General features: G+C 65.5%; 14 protein-coding genes. 3 read left to right on the forward strand and 11 right to left on the reverse strand.

The window, feature by feature from the left end; all coding sequences use genetic code 11:
• Positions 1-252: 252 nt before the first annotated feature.
• From LNV23_RS12895 to LNV23_RS12905, 3 genes are read left to right on the forward strand one after another with little or no spacing between them, the layout of a single operon-like run.
• Positions 253-666: an Hpt domain-containing protein gene (locus LNV23_RS12895; RefSeq protein ID WP_263563335.1), complete on the forward strand. Its 414-nt coding sequence runs from the start codon at positions 253-255 to the stop codon at positions 664-666.
• The gene (locus LNV23_RS12900) at positions 663-2,936 is read left to right on the forward strand and encodes a putative bifunctional diguanylate cyclase/phosphodiesterase (RefSeq protein ID WP_263563336.1); all 2,274 of its coding nucleotides are present in this window, start codon (positions 663-665) and stop codon (positions 2,934-2,936) included. The genes LNV23_RS12895 and LNV23_RS12900 overlap by 4 nt, the downstream gene beginning before the upstream one ends.
• The gene (locus tag LNV23_RS12905; RefSeq protein WP_263563337.1) at positions 2,933-4,834 is read left to right on the forward strand and encodes a sensor domain-containing diguanylate cyclase; all 1,902 of its coding nucleotides are present in this window, start codon (positions 2,933-2,935) and stop codon (positions 4,832-4,834) included. The genes LNV23_RS12900 and LNV23_RS12905 overlap by 4 nt, the downstream gene beginning before the upstream one ends.
• A 136-nt stretch (positions 4,835-4,970) precedes the next feature.
• Here the strand turns inward: LNV23_RS12905 and LNV23_RS12910 are convergent, their stop codons facing one another.
• The 11 genes from LNV23_RS12910 to LNV23_RS12960 all read right to left on the reverse strand — a co-directional run bounded on the left by LNV23_RS12910 (position 4,971) and on the right by LNV23_RS12960 (position 17,584).
• Positions 4,971-6,341, reverse strand: coding sequence for a methyl-accepting chemotaxis protein (locus LNV23_RS12910; RefSeq protein WP_263563338.1), 1,371 nt, complete (start codon positions 6,339-6,341; stop codon positions 4,971-4,973).
• Between the two features lie 82 nt (positions 6,342-6,423).
• Complete coding sequence (locus LNV23_RS12915) at positions 6,424-7,137, reverse strand: RNA polymerase sigma factor FliA (RefSeq protein ID WP_263520633.1); 714 nt, start codon at positions 7,135-7,137, stop codon at positions 6,424-6,426.
• A gap of 18 nt (positions 7,138-7,155) precedes the next feature.
• Positions 7,156-7,980: a MinD/ParA family ATP-binding protein gene (locus tag LNV23_RS12920; protein ID WP_263563339.1), complete on the reverse strand. Its 825-nt coding sequence runs from the start codon at positions 7,978-7,980 to the stop codon at positions 7,156-7,158.
• Positions 7,981-8,015: 35 nt separating this feature from the next.
• Positions 8,016-9,713, reverse strand: a complete 1,698-nt coding sequence (gene flhF / locus LNV23_RS12925; protein ID WP_263563340.1) for a flagellar biosynthesis GTPase FlhF — start codon at positions 9,711-9,713, stop codon at positions 8,016-8,018.
• Positions 9,714-9,816: 103 nt separating this feature from the next.
• Entirely contained in the window at positions 9,817-11,916 is a 2,100-nt protein-coding gene (gene flhA / locus LNV23_RS12930; RefSeq protein ID WP_411910575.1) for a flagellar biosynthesis protein FlhA, read from the reverse strand.
• Positions 11,913-13,097 carry a flagellar biosynthesis protein FlhB gene (gene flhB, locus LNV23_RS12935; RefSeq protein WP_263563341.1) on the reverse strand — a complete coding sequence of 395 codons (1,185 nt, stop codon included), beginning with the start codon at positions 13,095-13,097 and terminating at the stop codon, positions 11,913-11,915. The genes flhA and flhB overlap by 4 nt, the downstream gene beginning before the upstream one ends.
• Before the next feature lie 377 nt (positions 13,098-13,474).
• Positions 13,475-14,110 carry a protein phosphatase CheZ gene (locus LNV23_RS12940; RefSeq protein ID WP_263563342.1) on the reverse strand — a complete coding sequence of 212 codons (636 nt, stop codon included), beginning with the start codon at positions 14,108-14,110 and terminating at the stop codon, positions 13,475-13,477.
• A 16-nt stretch (positions 14,111-14,126) separates the two neighbouring features.
• On the reverse strand, positions 14,127-14,519 hold the full coding sequence (gene cheY, locus LNV23_RS12945) for a chemotaxis response regulator CheY (protein ID WP_102769803.1): 393 nt from the start codon (positions 14,517-14,519) through the stop codon (positions 14,127-14,129).
• Between the two features lie 27 nt (positions 14,520-14,546).
• Complete coding sequence (gene motB, locus LNV23_RS12950; RefSeq protein WP_263563343.1) at positions 14,547-15,506, reverse strand: flagellar motor protein MotB; 960 nt, start codon at positions 15,504-15,506, stop codon at positions 14,547-14,549.
• A 360-nt stretch (positions 15,507-15,866) separates the two neighbouring features.
• Positions 15,867-16,724, reverse strand: a complete 858-nt coding sequence (motA, locus tag LNV23_RS12955) for a flagellar motor stator protein MotA (RefSeq protein WP_263563344.1) — start codon at positions 16,722-16,724, stop codon at positions 15,867-15,869.
• A 122-nt stretch (positions 16,725-16,846) separates the two neighbouring features.
• The gene (locus LNV23_RS12960) at positions 16,847-17,584 is read right to left on the reverse strand and encodes a methyltransferase domain-containing protein (protein WP_263563345.1); all 738 of its coding nucleotides are present in this window, start codon (positions 17,582-17,584) and stop codon (positions 16,847-16,849) included.
• Positions 17,585-17,671 lie beyond the last annotated feature (87 nt).

Genomic DNA, 17,671 nt, shown 5'->3' on the forward strand with positions numbered 1-17,671 from the left:
TCTTTTCAGCCCGTCAAGCCGAGGCACCGGCATCGCCGGCGGCTGGCTTTTCAGCAGGCAAAATGAAGTCCGTCAGCTCACCGCCCAGCCGGGCGAGGGAAAACCGCGTCAAGCGCCATAAGAATTCTCAAGCTTTGCTACCGCAGCCCCGATATCCTGATCAGGCCACGTATGCCTGCCTGCCCGCACAGGCGCCGGACGGTCGACATCCCGTGCTTGCGCATCTCGTCCAGCCGCCATCTGCCTTCTGACATGTCCACGCCCACGCCGCCTCTAGCCCACACCGACGTGCAGCCTGCCGCTGCGAGCACCTGCCTGGACCCGATTGCCCTGGAACGGCTGCGCGAGCTGGACCCAAGCGGCCAGAACAAGCTGATCGAACGCGTGCTGGCGGCCTATATGAAGTCGCTCGACCGCATGCTGCCCGAGCTCAGCCAGGCGCGCGGCGAAAACCTGGACCTGCAAGTGATTCGCCACATCAGCCACACCCTCAAGTCCTCCTCGGCCAGCCTGGGCGCCATGGCGCTGGCCGAGCGCTGTGCCGAAATCGAGACCCTGGCCAGAAATCAGCAGACTGAAGGCATGGAGACCTTGTTGGACGCTATGCTTGACGACATCCAACAAGTGCGCCTGGCACTCACCGCCCTCGCCCCGACGACGCCATGAATTCAGCCGGATCGACCATCCACGACGAACTGCCGGAACGCGCCAAGGTGCTGCTCGTCGATGACGACGAGGTCAACCTGCTGCTGACGGCGGCGGCACTGCGCGAGCGTGGCTTCGAGGTCACCGAGTCGGCCAGCGGCGAAGCGGCCCTGGGGCAGATCGCGACCATGTCGCCGGACCTGATCGTGCTCGACGCAATGATGCCCGAGTTGGACGGTTTCGAGACCTGCACCCGCCTGCGTGAATTCCCCGGCTTCGAGTCGACCCCGGTGCTGATGCTCACCGGCCTCGACGACGATGCCTCCATCAATCGCGCCTACCAGGTCGGCGCCACTGATTTCTTCGTCAAGTCCACCCAGTGGAGCCTGCTGGCCGGCCGGCTGCGCTACCTGCTGCGCAGTTCGCGCACCCGCATCGAGCTCGAACGTAGCAAGGCCAGGCTGGCGCGTGCGCAGGATTTGGCCCGCATGGGCAGTTTCGAATGGCATTTGGGTGGCGGTTTCACCCTGGCGGCGGAAGCCCTGCGGGTGTTCGGTCGCGGGCCGCAGGAAGGGCTCGATTTCATCGGTGTGATGCGCATGATCCCGCATGAAGAGCGTGCTCTTTTCCTGCGCCTGCTGCGCGACGTGATCGCCCACAACTCGGTGCTGGTGACCGACCTGCCGGTGACCCTGCTCGACGGCCGCCAACGTGTGGTCCATATCGAGGCCGAGCCAGAATTCAACGAGCAAGGCAATGCCAACGGCTACACCGGCGTGATGCAGGACGTGACCGACCGGCGCCAGGCCGAGGACCGCATTCGCCAGCTTGCCCACTTTGACGCCCTGACTGGTCTGCCCAACCGGCGCCAACTGATCTGGCGCGTCGAGCGCGCCATTGAGCAAGCGCGTCGCGGCGGCCATGAAGTCGGACTGCTGCTGATCGACCTCGACCGCTTCAAGATCATCAACGACACCTTGGGCCATGCCGCCGGCGACGAGCTGCTGATCGAGGTGGGCCGGCGCCTGCGCGCCTGCGTGCGCCATTCCGACCAGGTCATGGAAGGCATGCTGGAAACCATCGGCGGGCGTTCGCACCGCACGCTGGAAGCGGTCGGCCGGCTGGGTGGCGACGAGTTCGTGGCCCTGCTGCCCGAGATCACGGACGAGCGCGATGCCGAGCGCGTCGCAGAGCGCGTGCTCGACGCCATGCGCGAGCCCATCTTCATCTCGGGCCAGGAGTGCTTTGTCACCGCCAGCGTCGGCATTGCCATCTACCCGCGCGACGGCCTGACCATGGCCGATCTGCTGCGCAATTCCGACGTGGCCATGTATGCCGTCAAATCGCAGGGCCGCAATGCTGCGGCACTCTACACACCGCAGCTGGCCGGCCAGGGCCGCGAGAAGCTGGAGCTGGAAAGCGCCCTGCACAAGGCCCTGGAGCGCGGCGAAATCGTGCTGCATTACCAGCCCAAGATCGATGTGCGCGCCGCCCGCATGGTCGGCGCCGAGGCGCTGATGCGCTGGAAGCGCGGCGACAAGTTGGTGCCGCCCAGCGAGTTCATTCCGCTGGCCGAGGAGACCGGCCTGATCGTGCCGCTGTCCGAATGGGCGCTCAAGGAAGCGGCGCGCCAGGCCAAGGTCTGGCAGCTCAATTTCGGCTTCTCGGATTCGATCGCCGTCAACCTGCCCAGCCGCATGTTCGAGCGCTCCGATCTGGTCGAGCACATCCATCAATGCGTGAGCGCCTATGGCGTCCCGCACCGGGCGATCCAGCTGGAGATCACCGAAAACAACCTGATGAAAGACCTGCAGAACGTCATCCCGGCTCTGCACCGGCTGAACGAAGTGGGCGTGGAGATTTCCATCGACGACTTCGGCACTGGCTATTCATCGCTGGCTTACCTGACGACGCTGCCGATCTCCGAGGTCAAGATCGACCGCACCTTTGTGCGCGACCTGGGCATCACGCCGCAGAGCTCGGCCGTGGTCACGGCCATCATTGCCCTGGCCCGCGCCATGGGCCTGCGCGTGATCGCTGAGGGCGTGGAGACCCTGCGCCAGATGGATGTGCTGCACCGCCTGGGTTGCAGCCTGATGCAAGGCTTTCTGTTCAGCAAGCCGCTGCCGCCGGAAGAAATCGAACTGTGGCTGGCACAGACCGTGCTGCCGCGCAAAGCACCCTGGATCGCCCAGGCCCACAACGAACTCGACGGCGACTCGGGCACGGCCGGCAGCGGCCTGCCCAGCGGCACGCTGCGACCCCATGGCGGCAAACTGCCCTTGAAATGATGGACGACTCACGCCGCCCCGCGCCTCTGCCCGCCAACTCGGCCCGCAAGCCCGGCGCCACGCCGCCGGCCCAGATCGCCAAGGCCGCCTTGCTGCGCCTGGCCCAGGCCCAGCTGGAGCCGACGCCCGAGAACTATGCGCGCGCCTTTGCCATGGAATCCGGTGTCGAGGCCGCCGCCGCGGCCCTGCCCGAACGGGCCCAGGCCGTGCTCGCCAAGCTGCTGAGCATGGGCGTCAGCAATGCACAAGTACGGCTGGAGCTGCAGGTCTGCGTGCGCGAGAACCGCTGGGATGAGGCCCTGCGCGAGCTGGAGCGCTTGCAGCGCAGCGAAGGCCCGGGAGCCCAGGCCGAGGCCATGGCCCAGACCCTGGAGCGCCTGGTGCGCGGCCTCGAACGCGGCGGCCGCCAATGGACCGTGGCACGCAAGAAAGATGGCCTGCAGCGGGTGCTGGAGGGCAACCGCAGCGACGGTCAACGCCTGCTCAAACGCTTGGATCAGCTGGTCAACAGCTGGGACAGTGACGTCGCCGACGCCAGCATTGCCACGTCGGAGGAGCCCGGCGGCACGCCCAGCCAGTTTTTTGCGGAAGAAGATTTTCCGCCCAGCACCCTGGAGCCGACCGAGCCTGAAATCAGCGGCAGCACGGGCAACCATGAAACCCTGAGTTTCCGCGCCGCAGGTGTCGGCCTGCCCAGTCCCTGGCCCGGCATCGAAACCAGCTTGCAGAGCACGGTCCAACATGCACTCAAGAGCCCGGAGCGCTATGCAGACGAGTTGATGGCCGAGCTCGACGCTGCCCACCTCGATTTGCAGGCCGGCGGCCCCACACCCGAAAAAGCGGCATTGATCGAGACCCTGTGCCAGCGCGCGCGCCATCTGCTCGACCACCGCCAGCATCTGTTCGGCGAGCTGGGCGAACTCTGCCGTGAACTGAGCGCCAGTCTGGTCGACTTGGCCGAGGATGATTCCTGGGCCAAGGGCCAATGCGAGGCCATGAACGACACCCTGGAGCAGGGCCTGAGCGGCCGCGGCGTGCGCTCGGTCACAGAGATGCTGAGCGGCACGCGCGAGCGCCAGCGCACCCTGCGCGAGGAACGCAGCCGCGCTCGCGATTCGCTCAAGTCCCTGATCCATCAAATGCTGGCCGAGCTCGGCGAGCTGGGTCAGCACACCGACCGCTTCCAGAACAGCGTCGGCCGCTATGCCGAGGTGATCGAAAAGGCCGACTCGCTGGAGAGCCTGACCGGCGTGGTGCGCGAGATGGTGGAGGAAAGCCGCAGCGTGCAGTCCCTGGTCAAGCAGACCCAGGATCGCCTGACCCTGGAGCATGACAAGGCCAGCAGCCTGAGCCGCAAGGTGGCCGAGTTGGAAGGCGAGTTGCAGCGCCTGTCCAATGAAGTGCAGACCGACCAGCTGACCCAGATTGCCAACCGGCGCGGCCTGCTGGCAGCCTTCGCTACCGAGCAGGCCAAGGCCGAGCGCGAAACCGGTGACAACGCCCTGATCGCCTTGGCCCTGCTGGACATCGACAATTTCAAGAAGCTCAACGACACCCTGGGCCATGGCGCCGGGGATGTCGCGCTCAAGTCCCTGGCCGAGCGGGTGTCACAGCATCTGCGGCCGGGCGATCTGGTGGCCCGCTACGGAGGCGAGGAATTCGTGCTCATGCTGCCCAGCACACCGGTGGCGGAAGCCCAGGCCGTGCTGCAGCGCCTGCAGCGCGCTTTGTCGGCCAGCCTGTTCATGCATGAGGGCAAGGACGTGTTTGTCACCTTCTCGGCCGGCGTGACCCTGTACCGCCCAGGCGAGACCCTGGAAGTGGCCCTGGACCGCGCCGATGTGGCGCTCTACGAGGCCAAGCACACGGGCAAGAACCGCGCCTGCGTCGCGCCCTGAGAGTCGCCATCAAAATCCTTCTGGCGTCGTTGGACCGGCTTGCCGTACTGAGCGTACTGTCTGCACCGGTCCGCCTAGCCAGACCTGCTTCGCTGGCTTTTGCTGGCGACTCTAATGCTCGGAGCGCGCCAAGGGTTCAGAAGCCAAAGGCCAGCCGCAAGCCACCCCAATGGCGACCCTGCACGGTGATGGGCGCCGAGGCCTCCTTCAGTAGCACGAAGCGGCCGCCGCCCATATCGCGGCGGTAGGTCTGCAACAGGAAGGGGCGCTGATTGCGGGCCGAGGCCAGGCCGGTGCGGTCGTTGAAAATGCGCCGGTAGCGGCTGTTGGCCGTGTTCCAAACCACATCGCCGGGGCGCTGCGGCTGGCAGTACTTCTTGTTGTGGGTGGCCACATAACCATTGCGATCCACGGCAATGCAGTACACCACCTTGTCGCTGAGCTGCAGCATCGCTTCCTGAACAGCCGGAAAGAGGCGGTCGGCGAGTTCGACAAAGTCGCTCAAATGTTGAGCCGGCTCGCTGCCGGCGACCGGGCGATAGCGCTCATCGAAAAGTTGCTGCATGGAGATCTTGCGGCTCTGCAAAGCCTGCTCCAGCAACTCGGCAATCTGTGCGGCGCCGCGCTGCGCCGCCTCGATGTACAGCGCGTCCTCGACCTTGATGCCCGAGGCCGCGATCTGCTCGATCAGCTCCTCTGACAGCTTCAGGAAACGATTGCTGCACTGCGCGGCACTGTCCAGGCTGATCATGGCCTGCTGGATCTCCTGCTCCAGTTCAATCGCACGATCGCCGAGTGAGGCTGTGATGCGCTCGCTTTGCTGGGCTGAACTGGCGATGCGGTCGACATCATGCTCGACATCGGCGAAGGCTTGGTGAATGGCGCTTTTGTGTGCCTGACCCCCATCGCTGCGCAGCTCGCGGCTGAACACTTCGATGCGCGCATCAAGAGCCGACAAAGTGCCCATGATGGCCTTGGAGGAAGCGTCAACCTTGCCGGCCAGGTCCTTGACCGCATCGGCGACGACGCCAAAGCCGCGCCCGGCCTCGCCAGCGCGTTTGGCCTCCACCGATGCATTGAAGGCGACCAAGCGGGTTTGTAGGGCGATTTTGCTGATGTCTGAAGCCGCGTCGGACACCTCGCGCAAGGTCTGCACGATTCCGCCAACCTCGTTGCCAATGCCAGCCAGGGACTGGCGGGCCCGCAGCACCGCGTGACGGCTTTGCTCGGTGGCCTGGTTGATGCCTTGCTGGGCTTGCTGCACCTGGACCAGTTCGCCGGACAGGGCGCCCATGGCTTCGCACTGAGTGTTCACCACCTTTTGGGCGTCTTCCAGCACGCCGCGCACCTCGGCGGCATCGCGCCCGACATGGGACACCGAGCGTGACAGACTCTGGACCAGCTGGGTCAGAGCCTGGCTGCCGTCGGCTGCGGCCTGGGGCGATCGCGGCTTGGGGTCCGCCCCTGCAGGCGCGCCCGGCGTGCCCCGCTTCATTCCGAAAAACATAGGCCCCTCCCCTTGGGCACGAGTCGCCCGGCTGCCTTGCAGGCTAGCAGCAAAGTCCGACGGGCGCCGCTGAAGCGGAGAATTACCAATCGCGCAGCTTGACGCGCAGGCGGGCGATGGCCTGGCTGTGCAGCTGGCAGACGCGCGATTCGGTCACCTTGAGCACGACCGCGATCTCTTTCAGGTTCATGTCGTGCTCGTAGTACATGCTCATCATGTGCTGCTCGCGCTCGGGCAGGTTCTTGATGGCCGCCACCAGGGCCTCGCGCATGCGGTGGTCCTGCAGGCGCAACATGGGGTTGTTGCTGTGGTCGGCGACATGGCGATCGAGGAAGTCCTCGTCTCCCTCGTCGCCCGACATGTCTTCGAGGTAGACCAGCTGGGTGCCGCGTACCTTGCCAAGCAAGTCCTGGTATTCGTCCAGCGGGATCTTCATCTCGGCGGCGATCTCGCTCTCGACTGGCGCTCGGCCCAGCTGCTGCTCGAGCTTGCGCACCGCGCCTTCGATCTCGCGCTGCTGGCGGCGGGTGCCGCGGCTCATCCAGTCGCCGCCGCGCAGCTCGTCGAGCATGGCGCCGCGGATGCGCTGGGTGGCAAAAGTTTCGAATTGCACACCCTGGCCAATGTCGAAGCGCGAGAGCGCATCGGTCAGGCCGATCAGACCGACCTGGATCAGGTCGTCGATTTCGATATTGGCGGGCAGCTTGGCGATCATCTGATGCGCCAGTCGTCGCACCAGGGGGCTGTACTGCTTGATCAGCGAGGAGTTATCGAGGCGGCCTTTGGCGGTATACATCATCAGCTCCTGCGGCAATCAGTAGGTGGCAGCCATGGCCGGGCGGGCAGCGGCCGTCATGCGCACGGGCGGGCGCAGCGGGCTGGCGTTGACCGAGGCTTCCAGCGCGGCTCCTGGCGGGGCGGCCAGCAGCAACTCACGGGCCAGATGGCGGATCTCGGGCGAGACCGGTGCCGTCGGCGGTGTCTTGGGATCCAGGCAGGCCCAGTCGCGCAGCACGGCACCGAGGAAACCATCGGCGCAAGAGCTGATCTGCTGGGCAATGCGGTCGGACAGGCGCAGCTGCGGCGAGCTGGCCAGCAGCAGGCTGTAAACCATCAGGCCGGCGCGGCTGGCCAACCACTTCATTCCGGCGTAGGCATGGGTGACGCTCATGCTGTCGGTGTCAGCCAGCAGCACCGGGCGCACCTCGCGCAGGGCCACCACGCGGGCCAGTTCGGCCGCGCTGGCGTGCAGCAGCACGACATCGGCAAAGGGAGCGGCATCGGTCACCGCTTCCAGGAACTGGGCGGCCGAGCCGTTGGCATTGATATAGCGCATCGGCAGGCCGCGGGCGGCCAGGTAAGACACATCCTTGGACAGGCTTTCAATGCAAGAGGCCAGGTCCACGCTGGCCAGCTCAGAGGGCTTGGGCGAGCTCTCGCCGGCATCAACCACCAGGGTGTGCAGGCCCAGCTCGGCAAAGGCCGCGCACAAGCCTTCCAGCAGCACGCCGCCGCCCACCACATGGGGGTTGCTGACGACTGGGATGAAGCGCACCCGCGAGCTGGCGAACAGGCGGCGCAAGCCATGGGCCTGGTCCTGCGGGGCGTGGGATGAAGAGGTGCTGTGAGCGTCGCGCATGATGGGTGAGTCTCGGTTGGCTGCTGCGTCAGGGCTCAGAACATGCCCATGGCGGCAGTGTGCGAAGAGCCAAGCGCGGGCCCTCCGGCGAAAATCAGGTTCACATCGGCGCTGTCCATGCGCCAGGCGCCGGCGGCCGTGCTGCGCAGCGCGCGCTGCACCAGAGCCTGGGCCGAGAGACGGTGCCAGTCTTCGGGCACGCGCTGGCCGTTGGTCACGCCCAGCACGGTCAGCTTGTGACGGATCAGGGTGTCCAGGGCCGGGGCCAGCTTGACGGCCTCATCGATCTTGGACAGCACCAAGCCGTGACAATCCTTGGCACGCCAAGCCGTGGTCACGTCCTCGATGGTCTCGCCTTGCTGGGCGGCATTGACGACCAGAATCTTGCGCACGCTGGGATGGGCCAGCATGTCCAGCAGCTCCTGGGTGCGGCTGTCGCGCTGGGCCATGCCTGCGGTGTCGATCAGGACCATCTTCTTGGCCGAGAGCAGCTCCAGCAGGTCCTCCAGCGAGGCGCGGTCGTGCGCGGTGTGGACCGGCACGCCGAGGATGCGGCCATAGGCACGCAGCTGCTCGTGGGCGCCGACCCGATACGCATCCAGCGTGATCAGGCCGAGATGGGCAGCGCCAAAGCGGGTGGCAAAGGCGGCGGCAATCTTGGCCGTGGTGGTGGTCTTGCCGACGCCGGTGGAGCCGATCAAGGCAAACACGCCACCCTGCTCTTCCAGGGCCGGACCGGTTTCGTCGGTGTGCAGATTGCGGGACAGCACATTGGCCGCCCACTGGGTTTCATCGGCCGGCTCGCCCTTGGCGGCTTGTGCACCCTTGAACTCATTGGGGCAGCCTTCGACCAGCTTGCGCACCAGGGCGGGCGAGAAACCCAGCTCCAGCAGCTTTTGCGTCAGGCGGGCCTGGATGGGCTGGCGCTGCAGCTTTTCCATGAAGGCCAGGGCGCCGAAACGCTCTTCGATCAGGCCCTTGACCTGGCGCAGCTCGTTCATCATGTCCTGCTGGTCGCGGCGGCCGCGGCCGGGCAGATCGGGCAGTTCAGCGGCCAGACCGGCGGCCGACAGGTCACGGCCGGCATGGGGCATGCGGATCTCGTCGCGCAGCACCGGCGGCGAAGGCGGCACGGGCAGCGGGCGACGCGCCGCGGTCTGAGCCGGCTCCGGGCGACGCGGTTGCATGGCTTGCAAGGCGGCCTGAGCACGCTGCTGACGCACGGCATTGAGCGAGCTGACGCCGGGCTGGTCCTGAGGCGCGGGCGCCTCGGCCTGCTGCTGGGCATAGACCGGATCGGGGGCACCGTCGAGCTCGGCTTGGCGGCGCTTGAGTACACGTTCACGCACATAGTCCTGGAAGGACAAGGTGCTCATGGCCAGGGTCTGCACATCGTCGGCGACCTCGTTGCCGAAGCCGCTGACCGGATCGTTGTGGCCGAAGCTCGGCTCGCTGCGCTGGCCGGTGCGGGCTGCAAAGCTCTTGGCGGACGGATTGATGACCGGCGAGGACGGTGCAGCGGGGCGTGCCGCCAGACGGCCGGGCGAAGCCACACGCGGTGCAGTGGCGGCCACGCGCTCGATCTGGGACATGCCCTCCGGCGCCATGGCCAGCACTTCCACGCCTTCGGCGCAGGGCTTGTTGGACAGCACGACGGCGTCATCACCAAAAGCCTTGCGGACCAGGGCCATGGCTTCGCGTGATGTGCGGGCGGTGAAGCGTTTCACGTTCATGGGGCCTCCTGCCGATTTGCCTCAAAGGAGGCCAAGCCCCCCAGAGACCTGAAAGGGCTCTTCACGCGCCCTAGGGGCAGCGAACAAATGTGAGCGTGGGGGTTCATGCCGCCCCTCCGATGATGGAACCGATACGGATGGAATGAGTCTCAGGAATTTCGCTGTGGCCCAGCACCTTGAGGCGCGGCGCAGCGCGGCGCAGCAGGCGGGCCATGGGGGCGCGGATCAAGTCAGGCACCAGCAGGCAGGCGGGCACGCCGCGGTCTTCCTGGGCTTGCGAGGTTTCAGCGGCGCTGCGGGCCAAGGTGTCGGCGACACCGGGGTCCAGGGCGGCGCCGTTGGGGGAATTCAGGGCTTGCGTAACCAGGCGCTCCAGCTCGGGCTCGAGGGCGATCACATCGAGTTCCTTCACCGGGCCGTAGATCTGCTGAACGATGGCCGGGGCGATGTGGGTTCGGATGCGACGGGCCAGCTCGGCCGGATCGCTGATCTGGGCGGCGTTCTCGGCGATGGACTCGACGATGGAGCGCATATCGCGGATGTGCACGCCCTCTTCCAGCAGCAGCTGGAGGACACGTTGCAAATTGGCGATGCCTAGCATTTTGGGAATCACATCTTCGATCAGTTGCGGCGCCTGCTTGGTCAGGTGTTCAACCAGGGCCTGGGTCTCGACTCGGCCCAGCAGCTTGGCCGCGTGAACCTGCATCAAGTGTGAAAGATGGGTGGCCACCACGGTCGAGCAATCAACCACGGTAAATCCGGCCATTTGCGCCATATCTTTCTGGCGCTCCTCGATCCAGACGGCGGGCAGGCCGAAGGCGGGATCGGTGGTCTGCGTGCCGAGCAACTTCTGGGTGGCCTGACCCGGGTTGATGGCCAGCCACATGCCAGGGAAGGCCTCGGCCTCGCCCACCACGGCACCACGCAGGCTCAGGCGGTACTGACTGGGGCGCAGCTCCAGGTTGTCGCGGATGTGTACAGCCGGCGGCAGGAAGCCGACCTCTTGCGCGAACTTGCGCCGCACGCCTTTGATGCGGCTGAGCAGATCGCCCTCGCGGCTCTTGTCGACCAGGCTGATCAGGCGATAGCCGACCTCCAGGCCCAGGGTGTCGACCGGGATCAGGTCGTCCCAGCTGGCCTCGGCATTGGGCTCGGCGGCCACGGCGACAGGCGTCTTGGGCGCGGCTTGCGCCGCCTTCTGGGCCGCCTGGTCGCGGGTGCGCAGCCACCAGGCCAGATAGCCCAGGGCGCTGGCGATCAGCAGGAAAACCACATGGGGCATGCCCGGGATCAAGCCCAGCATGCCGATCACACCGGCGGTGATGGCCAGAGACTTGGCCGAACCGAAGACCTGGCGGCCGATCTGGCTGCCGATGTCTTTCTCGGTGCCAACCCGCGACACCACCATGGCCGCGGCCACCGAGATCAGCAAGGCCGGAACCTGGGCCACCAGCGCGTCGCCGACCGCCAGCAAGATGTAGGAATCGGCCGCCTGGCCGGCCGACAGGCCATGCTGGACCACGCCGATGATGAAGCCGCCGACGATGTTGATGGCCAGAATCAGCATGCCGGCCACGGCATCACCGCGCACGAACTTGCTGGCACCGTCCATGGAACCGAAGAAGTCGGCCTCGTCGCCCAGCTCGGCACGGCGGCGTTTGGCCTCGGCCTCGTTGATCAAGCCGGCATTCAGATCAGCATCCACTGCCATCTGTTTGCCGGGCATGGCGTCCAGGGAGAAGCGCGCACCGACTTCGGCGATCCGCTCGGCACCCTTGGTGACGACGATGAAGTTGATCACCACCAGGATGGCGAAGACGATCAGGCCGACCGCGAAGTTGCCGCCAATCAGGAAGTGGCCGAAAGCCTCGATCACCTTGCCGGCAGCGCCGGTGCCGGTGTGACCTTCCATCAGCACCACGCGGGTCGAGGCCACGTTCAGCGACAGGCGCAGCAAGGTGGTGAGCAGCAGCACGGTCGGAAAGGCCGCGAAGTCCAGAGGCTTGACCATATGGGCGGCCACCATCATCACCATCACCGCCATGGCGATGTTGAAGGTGAACATCAGGTCCAGGGCGAAGGGCGGCAGCGGCAGCACCATCATGGACAGCACTAGGATCACCGCCACCGGCGCGCCCAGTGCGCTCAGCAGCGCGGCGCGTGGACCGAACAGGGCCTGCATCTGGGCAATCAGCGCATTCATTCTTGGTCATCCTCCAGCAGGTCCAGATCGGCGGCCGAGCGGGCATGGGGTTTGTTGTGCGGGTCCAGTTCGGGCGGCACCTGCGGCGTCGGCTGCTCAGGCTTCTGGCCGCGCCCGGCCATGGCGGCGCGCAGCTGGTAGATGTAGGCCAGCACCTGGGCGACGGCACCGAAGAGGGCGGCGGGGATCTCGCGGTCCACCTCGGCGTGGGCATAGAGCGCCCGGGCCAGCACCGGCGACTGCAGCACGGGGACCTTGGAGTCCTTGGCCAGATCGCGGATCTTCATGGCGAGCAGGTCGGCGCCCTTGGCGACCACCTTGGGTGCAGCCATGCTGGCTTCGTCGTACTTGAGCGCGACCGCATAGTGGGTCGGGTTCATCACCACCAGATCGGCCGTGGGCACAGCCGCGAGCATGCGGCGCTTCGCCATCTCGCGCATCTTGGCCCGCATGCGGGCCTTGATCTCCATATTGCCCTCGACCTCTTTCATTTCCTGCTTGGCCTCTTCTCGGGTCATGCGGATGCGGCGCAGGTAGAGCTGGCGTTGCAGCGGCACGTCGATGGCGGCAAACAAGGCCAGGGCCACACCGAGCAGAACCAGGCCGCTCATCAGTTGCTGACCCGCATAGGCCAGGGCCGCGGGCAGCGGCACGCTCATGATGCTGATGTAGGCCGCCATGCGGTCCTTGAGCACCAGAGCGCCGACCACACCCAAGACCACGGCGAGCAAGACCGCCTTCATGGCCTGGCCGAGGCCCTGCCCGCTGAGCAGCCGGCCGAAGCCGCTGATCGGGTTGAGATGGGAGAACTTGGGCTGCAGGGGTTTCATGGTCCAGTTCCAGCCCCCCAGGGCCAGATTGCTGGCAATCGCCACCAGCAGCAGGCCGGCGCTGATGGGCAGCATCAAGCTCAGGAAATGCAGGGTCAGCTCGGTCAGGCGCATGGCCATGAAATCGGAGCGGGCGAGCTGGCGGGCATCGAAATGCAGAGCACCTTCGAGCATGCGCTGCAGGGAGCTGGCAATGCTGGGGCCACCGACTGCCAGGATCACCCCGCCGGCGGCCATCATGGCGAAATGAGCCAGGTCCCGGGAACGCGGCAGCTGGCCCTCTTCCCGTGATCGTTGGATCTTGCGGGCTGAGGCCGGTAAATTTCTGTCCTGTGCGTCTTGGTCGGCCATGGCGAATGCGGTTAGACGGGCAGACTCACTGCCCGTGTCGCCATTGTTCGCGGCAGGCCGGAAAACTTAAGCCAGAAAAGGCCTGGGAAAGCGCGCTTTCACTGCGCCCGACACCCGGAAGCGCATCTCCAGTGCTCCACGGGGCCTCGGTCGGCTTGCGGCACGAAGCGGAAATTCAATTGCAACCACAGAGGCACGGAGGCACAGAGCAAAAACCAATTCGGCTTTGTATTTCTCTGTGCCTCTGTGCCTCCGTGGTTGCCTTTTGCATTCGGCTGCTTTGTGCCGTTAGCCGCCACACGCCCCTCGACGAGGAGCAGACATGAAAAAACCCGCCGTAGCGGGTTTCTCTCTGGGATTTCGTCGAGTGGCCGGCTTCAAAAGCCCAAGCTGGCAAGCAGGTCGTCGACTTCGCCTTGGTCGGCGACGATGTCGGTACGACCTTCGGGGTTGACCACCGGGCCCTGCAAGATGTTGGGGTCGACCTTTTCGCGCTGCTCGGGCGGCACGATGGACACCAGCAATTTGACCAGGCTGTCTTCGAGATCATTGGCCAGGGTCACGACCTTGGCCACCACTTGGCCTGTCAGGTCATGGAAGTCCTGCGCCATCATGATGTCGGTCAGATGGCCGTCAATCCGAGCCGTGCGGTCCTCGACTTCCTTGACGAAATTCATCACTGCACCACTGGCCACCGCCTTGACCGGGTCCGCCACGATGGCCGCAGCCATGGCATTGGTCGCGGAGGTGATGAAGGCGTGGTCTTCCTTGGCCTGGTCGACCGAGTTCAGCACCTTGTTGGCCGCCGCCGCCGTCTTGGTGGCGATATAGCTCAGCCGGCTGCGCGCGTCAGGCAGACCGTCGGTCGCCACCTGCAGCTTGGGCATCACGCCCAGCTGCTGCATGGTGTCGTGCAACACCCGCGTGATGGTGCCGATCTGCTGAAAGACTTCAGGAGAGACAGACAGCGGATCGGTGCCGCTGGTGAGTTTGCTCAGATCGTCCAAATGCATGGTCGTCTCCTGGTGCTCAGGCCGAAGCGGCCAGTTTCTGCATGATCTTGACGACCTTTTCCTCCAGCGTGGCCTTGGTGAAAGGCTTGACGATGTAGCCGGCTGCGCCGCTCTGGGCGGCCAGCACGATGTCTTCCTTGCGGGCCTCGGCAGTCACCATCAGCACAGGCAGGTGCTTGAGGTTGGGGTCTTCCTTGATCGCCTTGAGCAACTCGAAGCCGGTCATATTCGGCATATTGATGTCGCTGACGACAAAGTCGTACTTGGCCAGCTTGAGCTTGCTCAGGGCGTCCACCCCGTCTTCTGCTTCTTCGCAGTTGTTGTACCCAATCTCCTTCAGCAGGCCGCGGACGATGCGACGCATGGTGGAGAAATCGTCAACAACCAAAAATTTCATGTCAGTGCTCATGGCTTTCCTCGCAGGGGCTAGAGAGACTTATCGGGGTTTGGGGTTGGAACTTGAGGGGATTTTCGCTGCCGCCGGAGCATCAGCAACGCCCGCCTCATCGCTTTCTTCTTCCGGGGGAACATTCTTCAGTACCGCGTCCTCAGCATCGCGGTTCATGACAATGATGCTGATGCGGCGGTTGATCGGACTTTCAGGTTGTTTGGGCTCCAGCAACTTGCTGGACGCCAGGCCCTGGACACGGAGCGTACGCGACTCGGGCAGCCCGCCCGCAATCAACTCGCGCCGGGAGGAATTGGCACGGTCGGCCGACAGCTCCCAGTTGCTGTAGCCACGCTCGCCACCGGCGAATCCCAAGGCATCCGTGTGTCCTTCCAAGGTCAGGCGGTTGGGCACTTCGCTGAGCACCGAGCCCAACTCCCGCAACAAAGCCCGCATATAGGGTTTCACAACTGCGCTGCCGCTGTCAAACATCGCACGGTTGTTTTCATCCACGATCTGGATGCGCAAGCCTTCTTTGGTCATGTCCAGGCGGATCTGTCCGCCGAGCGTTGCCAGCTGAGGGTTGTTCGCCAGCACCTCCTCGACCTTGTCCTTGAGTTCCTCCAGCCGGGCCTTCTCCGCCTTGCGCTGCTCTTCCTTGAGCGCGCGCAGGCTGAAAGTGCGCTGACGGGCCTCGACATCACCGGCCTTGACCTGGCCGGACTCGCGCGTCAGGTCCTTGCCGCCGCCCTTGACCACATGCGAGGAATCACCCGAACCCGAGCCGCCCTGCATGGCGACTTTGAGCGGTGAGCCGAAATAGTCGGCAATGCCCTTCTTGTCACCCTCGGTGGTCGAGCCGAGCAGCCACATCAGCAGAAAGAAGGCCATCATGGCCGTCACAAAGTCGGCGTAGGCAATCTTCCAAGCGCCGCCATGGGCGGCATGGCCGCCCTTCTTGACGCGCTTGATGATGATGGGCTGGAGCTTCTTGGCGTCACCAGCCATCACGTGCCCCCACGTCGCCGATTACGGCTCCTGCCCCCCGAGGGGGCGCGGCACGCCTTGGGAGCGGCCCGGCGGCGTGCCATGCCCCCACCTCGCCGATGACGGCTCCTGCCCCCCGAGGGGGCGCGGCACGCCTTGGGAGCGGCCCGGCGGCGTGCCATGCCCCCACCTCGCCGATGACGGCTCCTGCCCCCCGAAGGGGCGCGGCACGCCTTGGGAGCGGCCCAGCGGCGGGCCAGGCCCCCACGTCGCCGATGACGGCTCCTGCCCCCCGAAGGGGCGCGGCACGCCTTGGGAGCGGCCCGGCGGCGGGCCAGACCGCTTCGAACAATCGATTGGGCTTGCTGCTGCTCATTGCGCTCACTTCTTCTTCACATGAGCTTCGAGCTCAGAGAAGGTGGGGCGGTCGCCGGAGTACAGCACCTTGCGACCGAATTCGATGGCCACCTGCGGCGCATAACCCTGCATGCTGGCCAGCAAGGTGGTCTTGATGCACTGCAATTCCTTGCCCGCATCTTCCACCTTCTGCTCCAGCAGTCCCGCCAGCGGCTCGGCAAATCCATAGGCCATCAGAATACCCAGAAAGGTACCGACCAGGGCCGAACCGATCATGCCGCCCAGCACAGCCGGTGGTTGACCCACCGAGCCCATGGTGTTGACCACGCCGAGCACGGCCGCCACGATGCCGAAAGCCGGCAGACCGCCGGCAATCCGCTGCAAGGCGGCCACGGCCGCATGTTCTTCTGCATGGTGGGTGTCAATCTCGGCGTCCATCAGCGACTCGATCTCGTGCGCATTGAGGTTGCCAGAAACCATCATGCGCAGGTAATCGGTAATGAACTCGGTGACATGGTGATCATTCCCCACCACCGGGTACTTCTGAAACAAGGGCGAGCTGTGAGGGTCCTCGACGTCTTTTTCAATCGACATCAGCCCTTCCTTGCGAGCCTTTTGCAAGATGTCGTACATCAGGGCCAGCAGCTCCATATAGCGGGCTTTGCTGAACTTGCTGCCCTTGAAGCAGCGGCCCAGGCCGGCCACGGCGCCCTTGACCACCTTCATCTGGTTGTTGGCCAGGAAGGCGCCAATGGCGGCCCCCAGAATGGTGGTCACCTCAAACGGCAAGGCGTGCAAGATGACGCTGATATTGCCGCCGTGGGCAATATAGACGCCGAAGATGCAAGCCATGGAAACGGCCCAACCAATGATGACGAACATGGTGTTTTCTTAGGAAGCTCTCCAGCCCTTATCGGCCGGAGCGGGTTGCGCTTGAGTGTGCCCGGCCGGGCCGCGGCCGTTCGCTTCAACTGGCCGGCTTTGACCGGCCAAAACCAGCTCCATCAGCGCGCCGGCCCTGGCAGGCGGTAGACCCAGACCCGGTGCCGGCCGCCGAGTTCCAGACAAGCTTGCGCGACTTGACCCTCAATTTCGAAGTCCAGGCTGACCAAGGAGGCTCCCGGGCGCATCTCGGCCCGGGCTTTGGCCCAGACTCGTGCCATGGACTCGGGCCGCTGGAACACATAGACCAGGCCGAAGGGCTGCCAGCTCTGCGCCCACATATCTCCCCGCTCGATCTGCGCCCAGGGACAGAGCCAGCCGGCGAGGCGTGCCAACAAAGGGCTCCACTCGATGCCCTGCAGTTGGACCTGCGGGTAGCTGCGGCGCAGCTCGCGCAAACCATGGCCCAGGCCGCAGCCGGCATCGAGCACGCGTTCGCCGTCCGCCAGGGGCAGCAGCTCGCTCAGCGCCTGCAAAGCATGGCGAGGGGTTGGAAACAGGGGCGCGTCGCCCCAGCTGCGCCGCGGGTAGGCCAGCAACAGCAGCGCCAGCGGCAGCAGCCAGGCCCAAGCCGGCCACGCGGCTGCGCCGCCGGTCAACAGCATGGAAAGCGGGAAGCCCAGCGCCACCATGAGCCTGCGCCAGCGTGCGCTGTGAAAAAACGCCAGTGCGGCGCCCAGGAACGCTGCGGCCAGCAAGGCGGACATGGGCGAGACCCCGAGGCGCTGCAGCTGCATGAACAGCAGCCATGCGGCACCCCAGCTCAGCAAGGCAGGCAGGGGCCAACGCGTCAGAGGCATGGGGGGGCAGCCGCGGACAAGATGAATCGAATACGGCGCAAAGGCCTTCAGTGCATCTGGATGGCGCCCTGGGCGCGGCCCTTGCCG

The sequence above is a fragment of the Kinneretia sp. DJ1R-11 genome (assembly GCF_025717595.1).
Lineage (GTDB): Bacteria > Pseudomonadota > Gammaproteobacteria > Burkholderiales > Burkholderiaceae_C > Paucibacter_A.

Coding starts and splice junctions, on each gene's coding strand:
- LNV23_RS12895 (WP_263563335.1), top strand. CDS start 253: ATGTCCACGCCCACGCCGCCTCTAGCCCACACCGACGTGCAGCCTGCC.
- LNV23_RS12900 (WP_263563336.1), top strand. CDS start 663: ATGAATTCAGCCGGATCGACCATCCACGACGAACTGCCGGAACGCGCC.
- LNV23_RS12905 (WP_263563337.1), top strand. CDS start 2,933: ATGATGGACGACTCACGCCGCCCCGCGCCTCTGCCCGCCAACTCGGCC.
- LNV23_RS12910 (WP_263563338.1), bottom strand. CDS start 6,341: ATGTTTTTCGGAATGAAGCGGGGCACGCCGGGCGCGCCTGCAGGGGCG.
- LNV23_RS12915 (WP_263520633.1), bottom strand. CDS start 7,137: ATGTATACCGCCAAAGGCCGCCTCGATAACTCCTCGCTGATCAAGCAG.
- LNV23_RS12920 (WP_263563339.1), bottom strand. CDS start 7,980: ATGCGCGACGCTCACAGCACCTCTTCATCCCACGCCCCGCAGGACCAG.
- flhF (WP_263563340.1), bottom strand. CDS start 9,713: ATGAACGTGAAACGCTTCACCGCCCGCACATCACGCGAAGCCATGGCC.
- flhA (WP_411910575.1), bottom strand. CDS start 11,916: ATGAATGCGCTGATTGCCCAGATGCAGGCCCTGTTCGGTCCACGCGCC.
- flhB (WP_263563341.1), bottom strand. CDS start 13,097: ATGGCCGACCAAGACGCACAGGACAGAAATTTACCGGCCTCAGCCCGC.
- LNV23_RS12940 (WP_263563342.1), bottom strand. CDS start 14,110: ATGCATTTGGACGATCTGAGCAAACTCACCAGCGGCACCGATCCGCTG.
- cheY (WP_102769803.1), bottom strand. CDS start 14,519: ATGAGCACTGACATGAAATTTTTGGTTGTTGACGATTTCTCCACCATG.
- motB (WP_263563343.1), bottom strand. CDS start 15,506: ATGGCTGGTGACGCCAAGAAGCTCCAGCCCATCATCATCAAGCGCGTC.
- motA (WP_263563344.1), bottom strand. CDS start 16,724: ATGTTCGTCATCATTGGTTGGGCCGTTTCCATGGCTTGCATCTTCGGC.
- LNV23_RS12960 (WP_263563345.1), bottom strand. CDS start 17,584: ATGCCTCTGACGCGTTGGCCCCTGCCTGCCTTGCTGAGCTGGGGTGCC.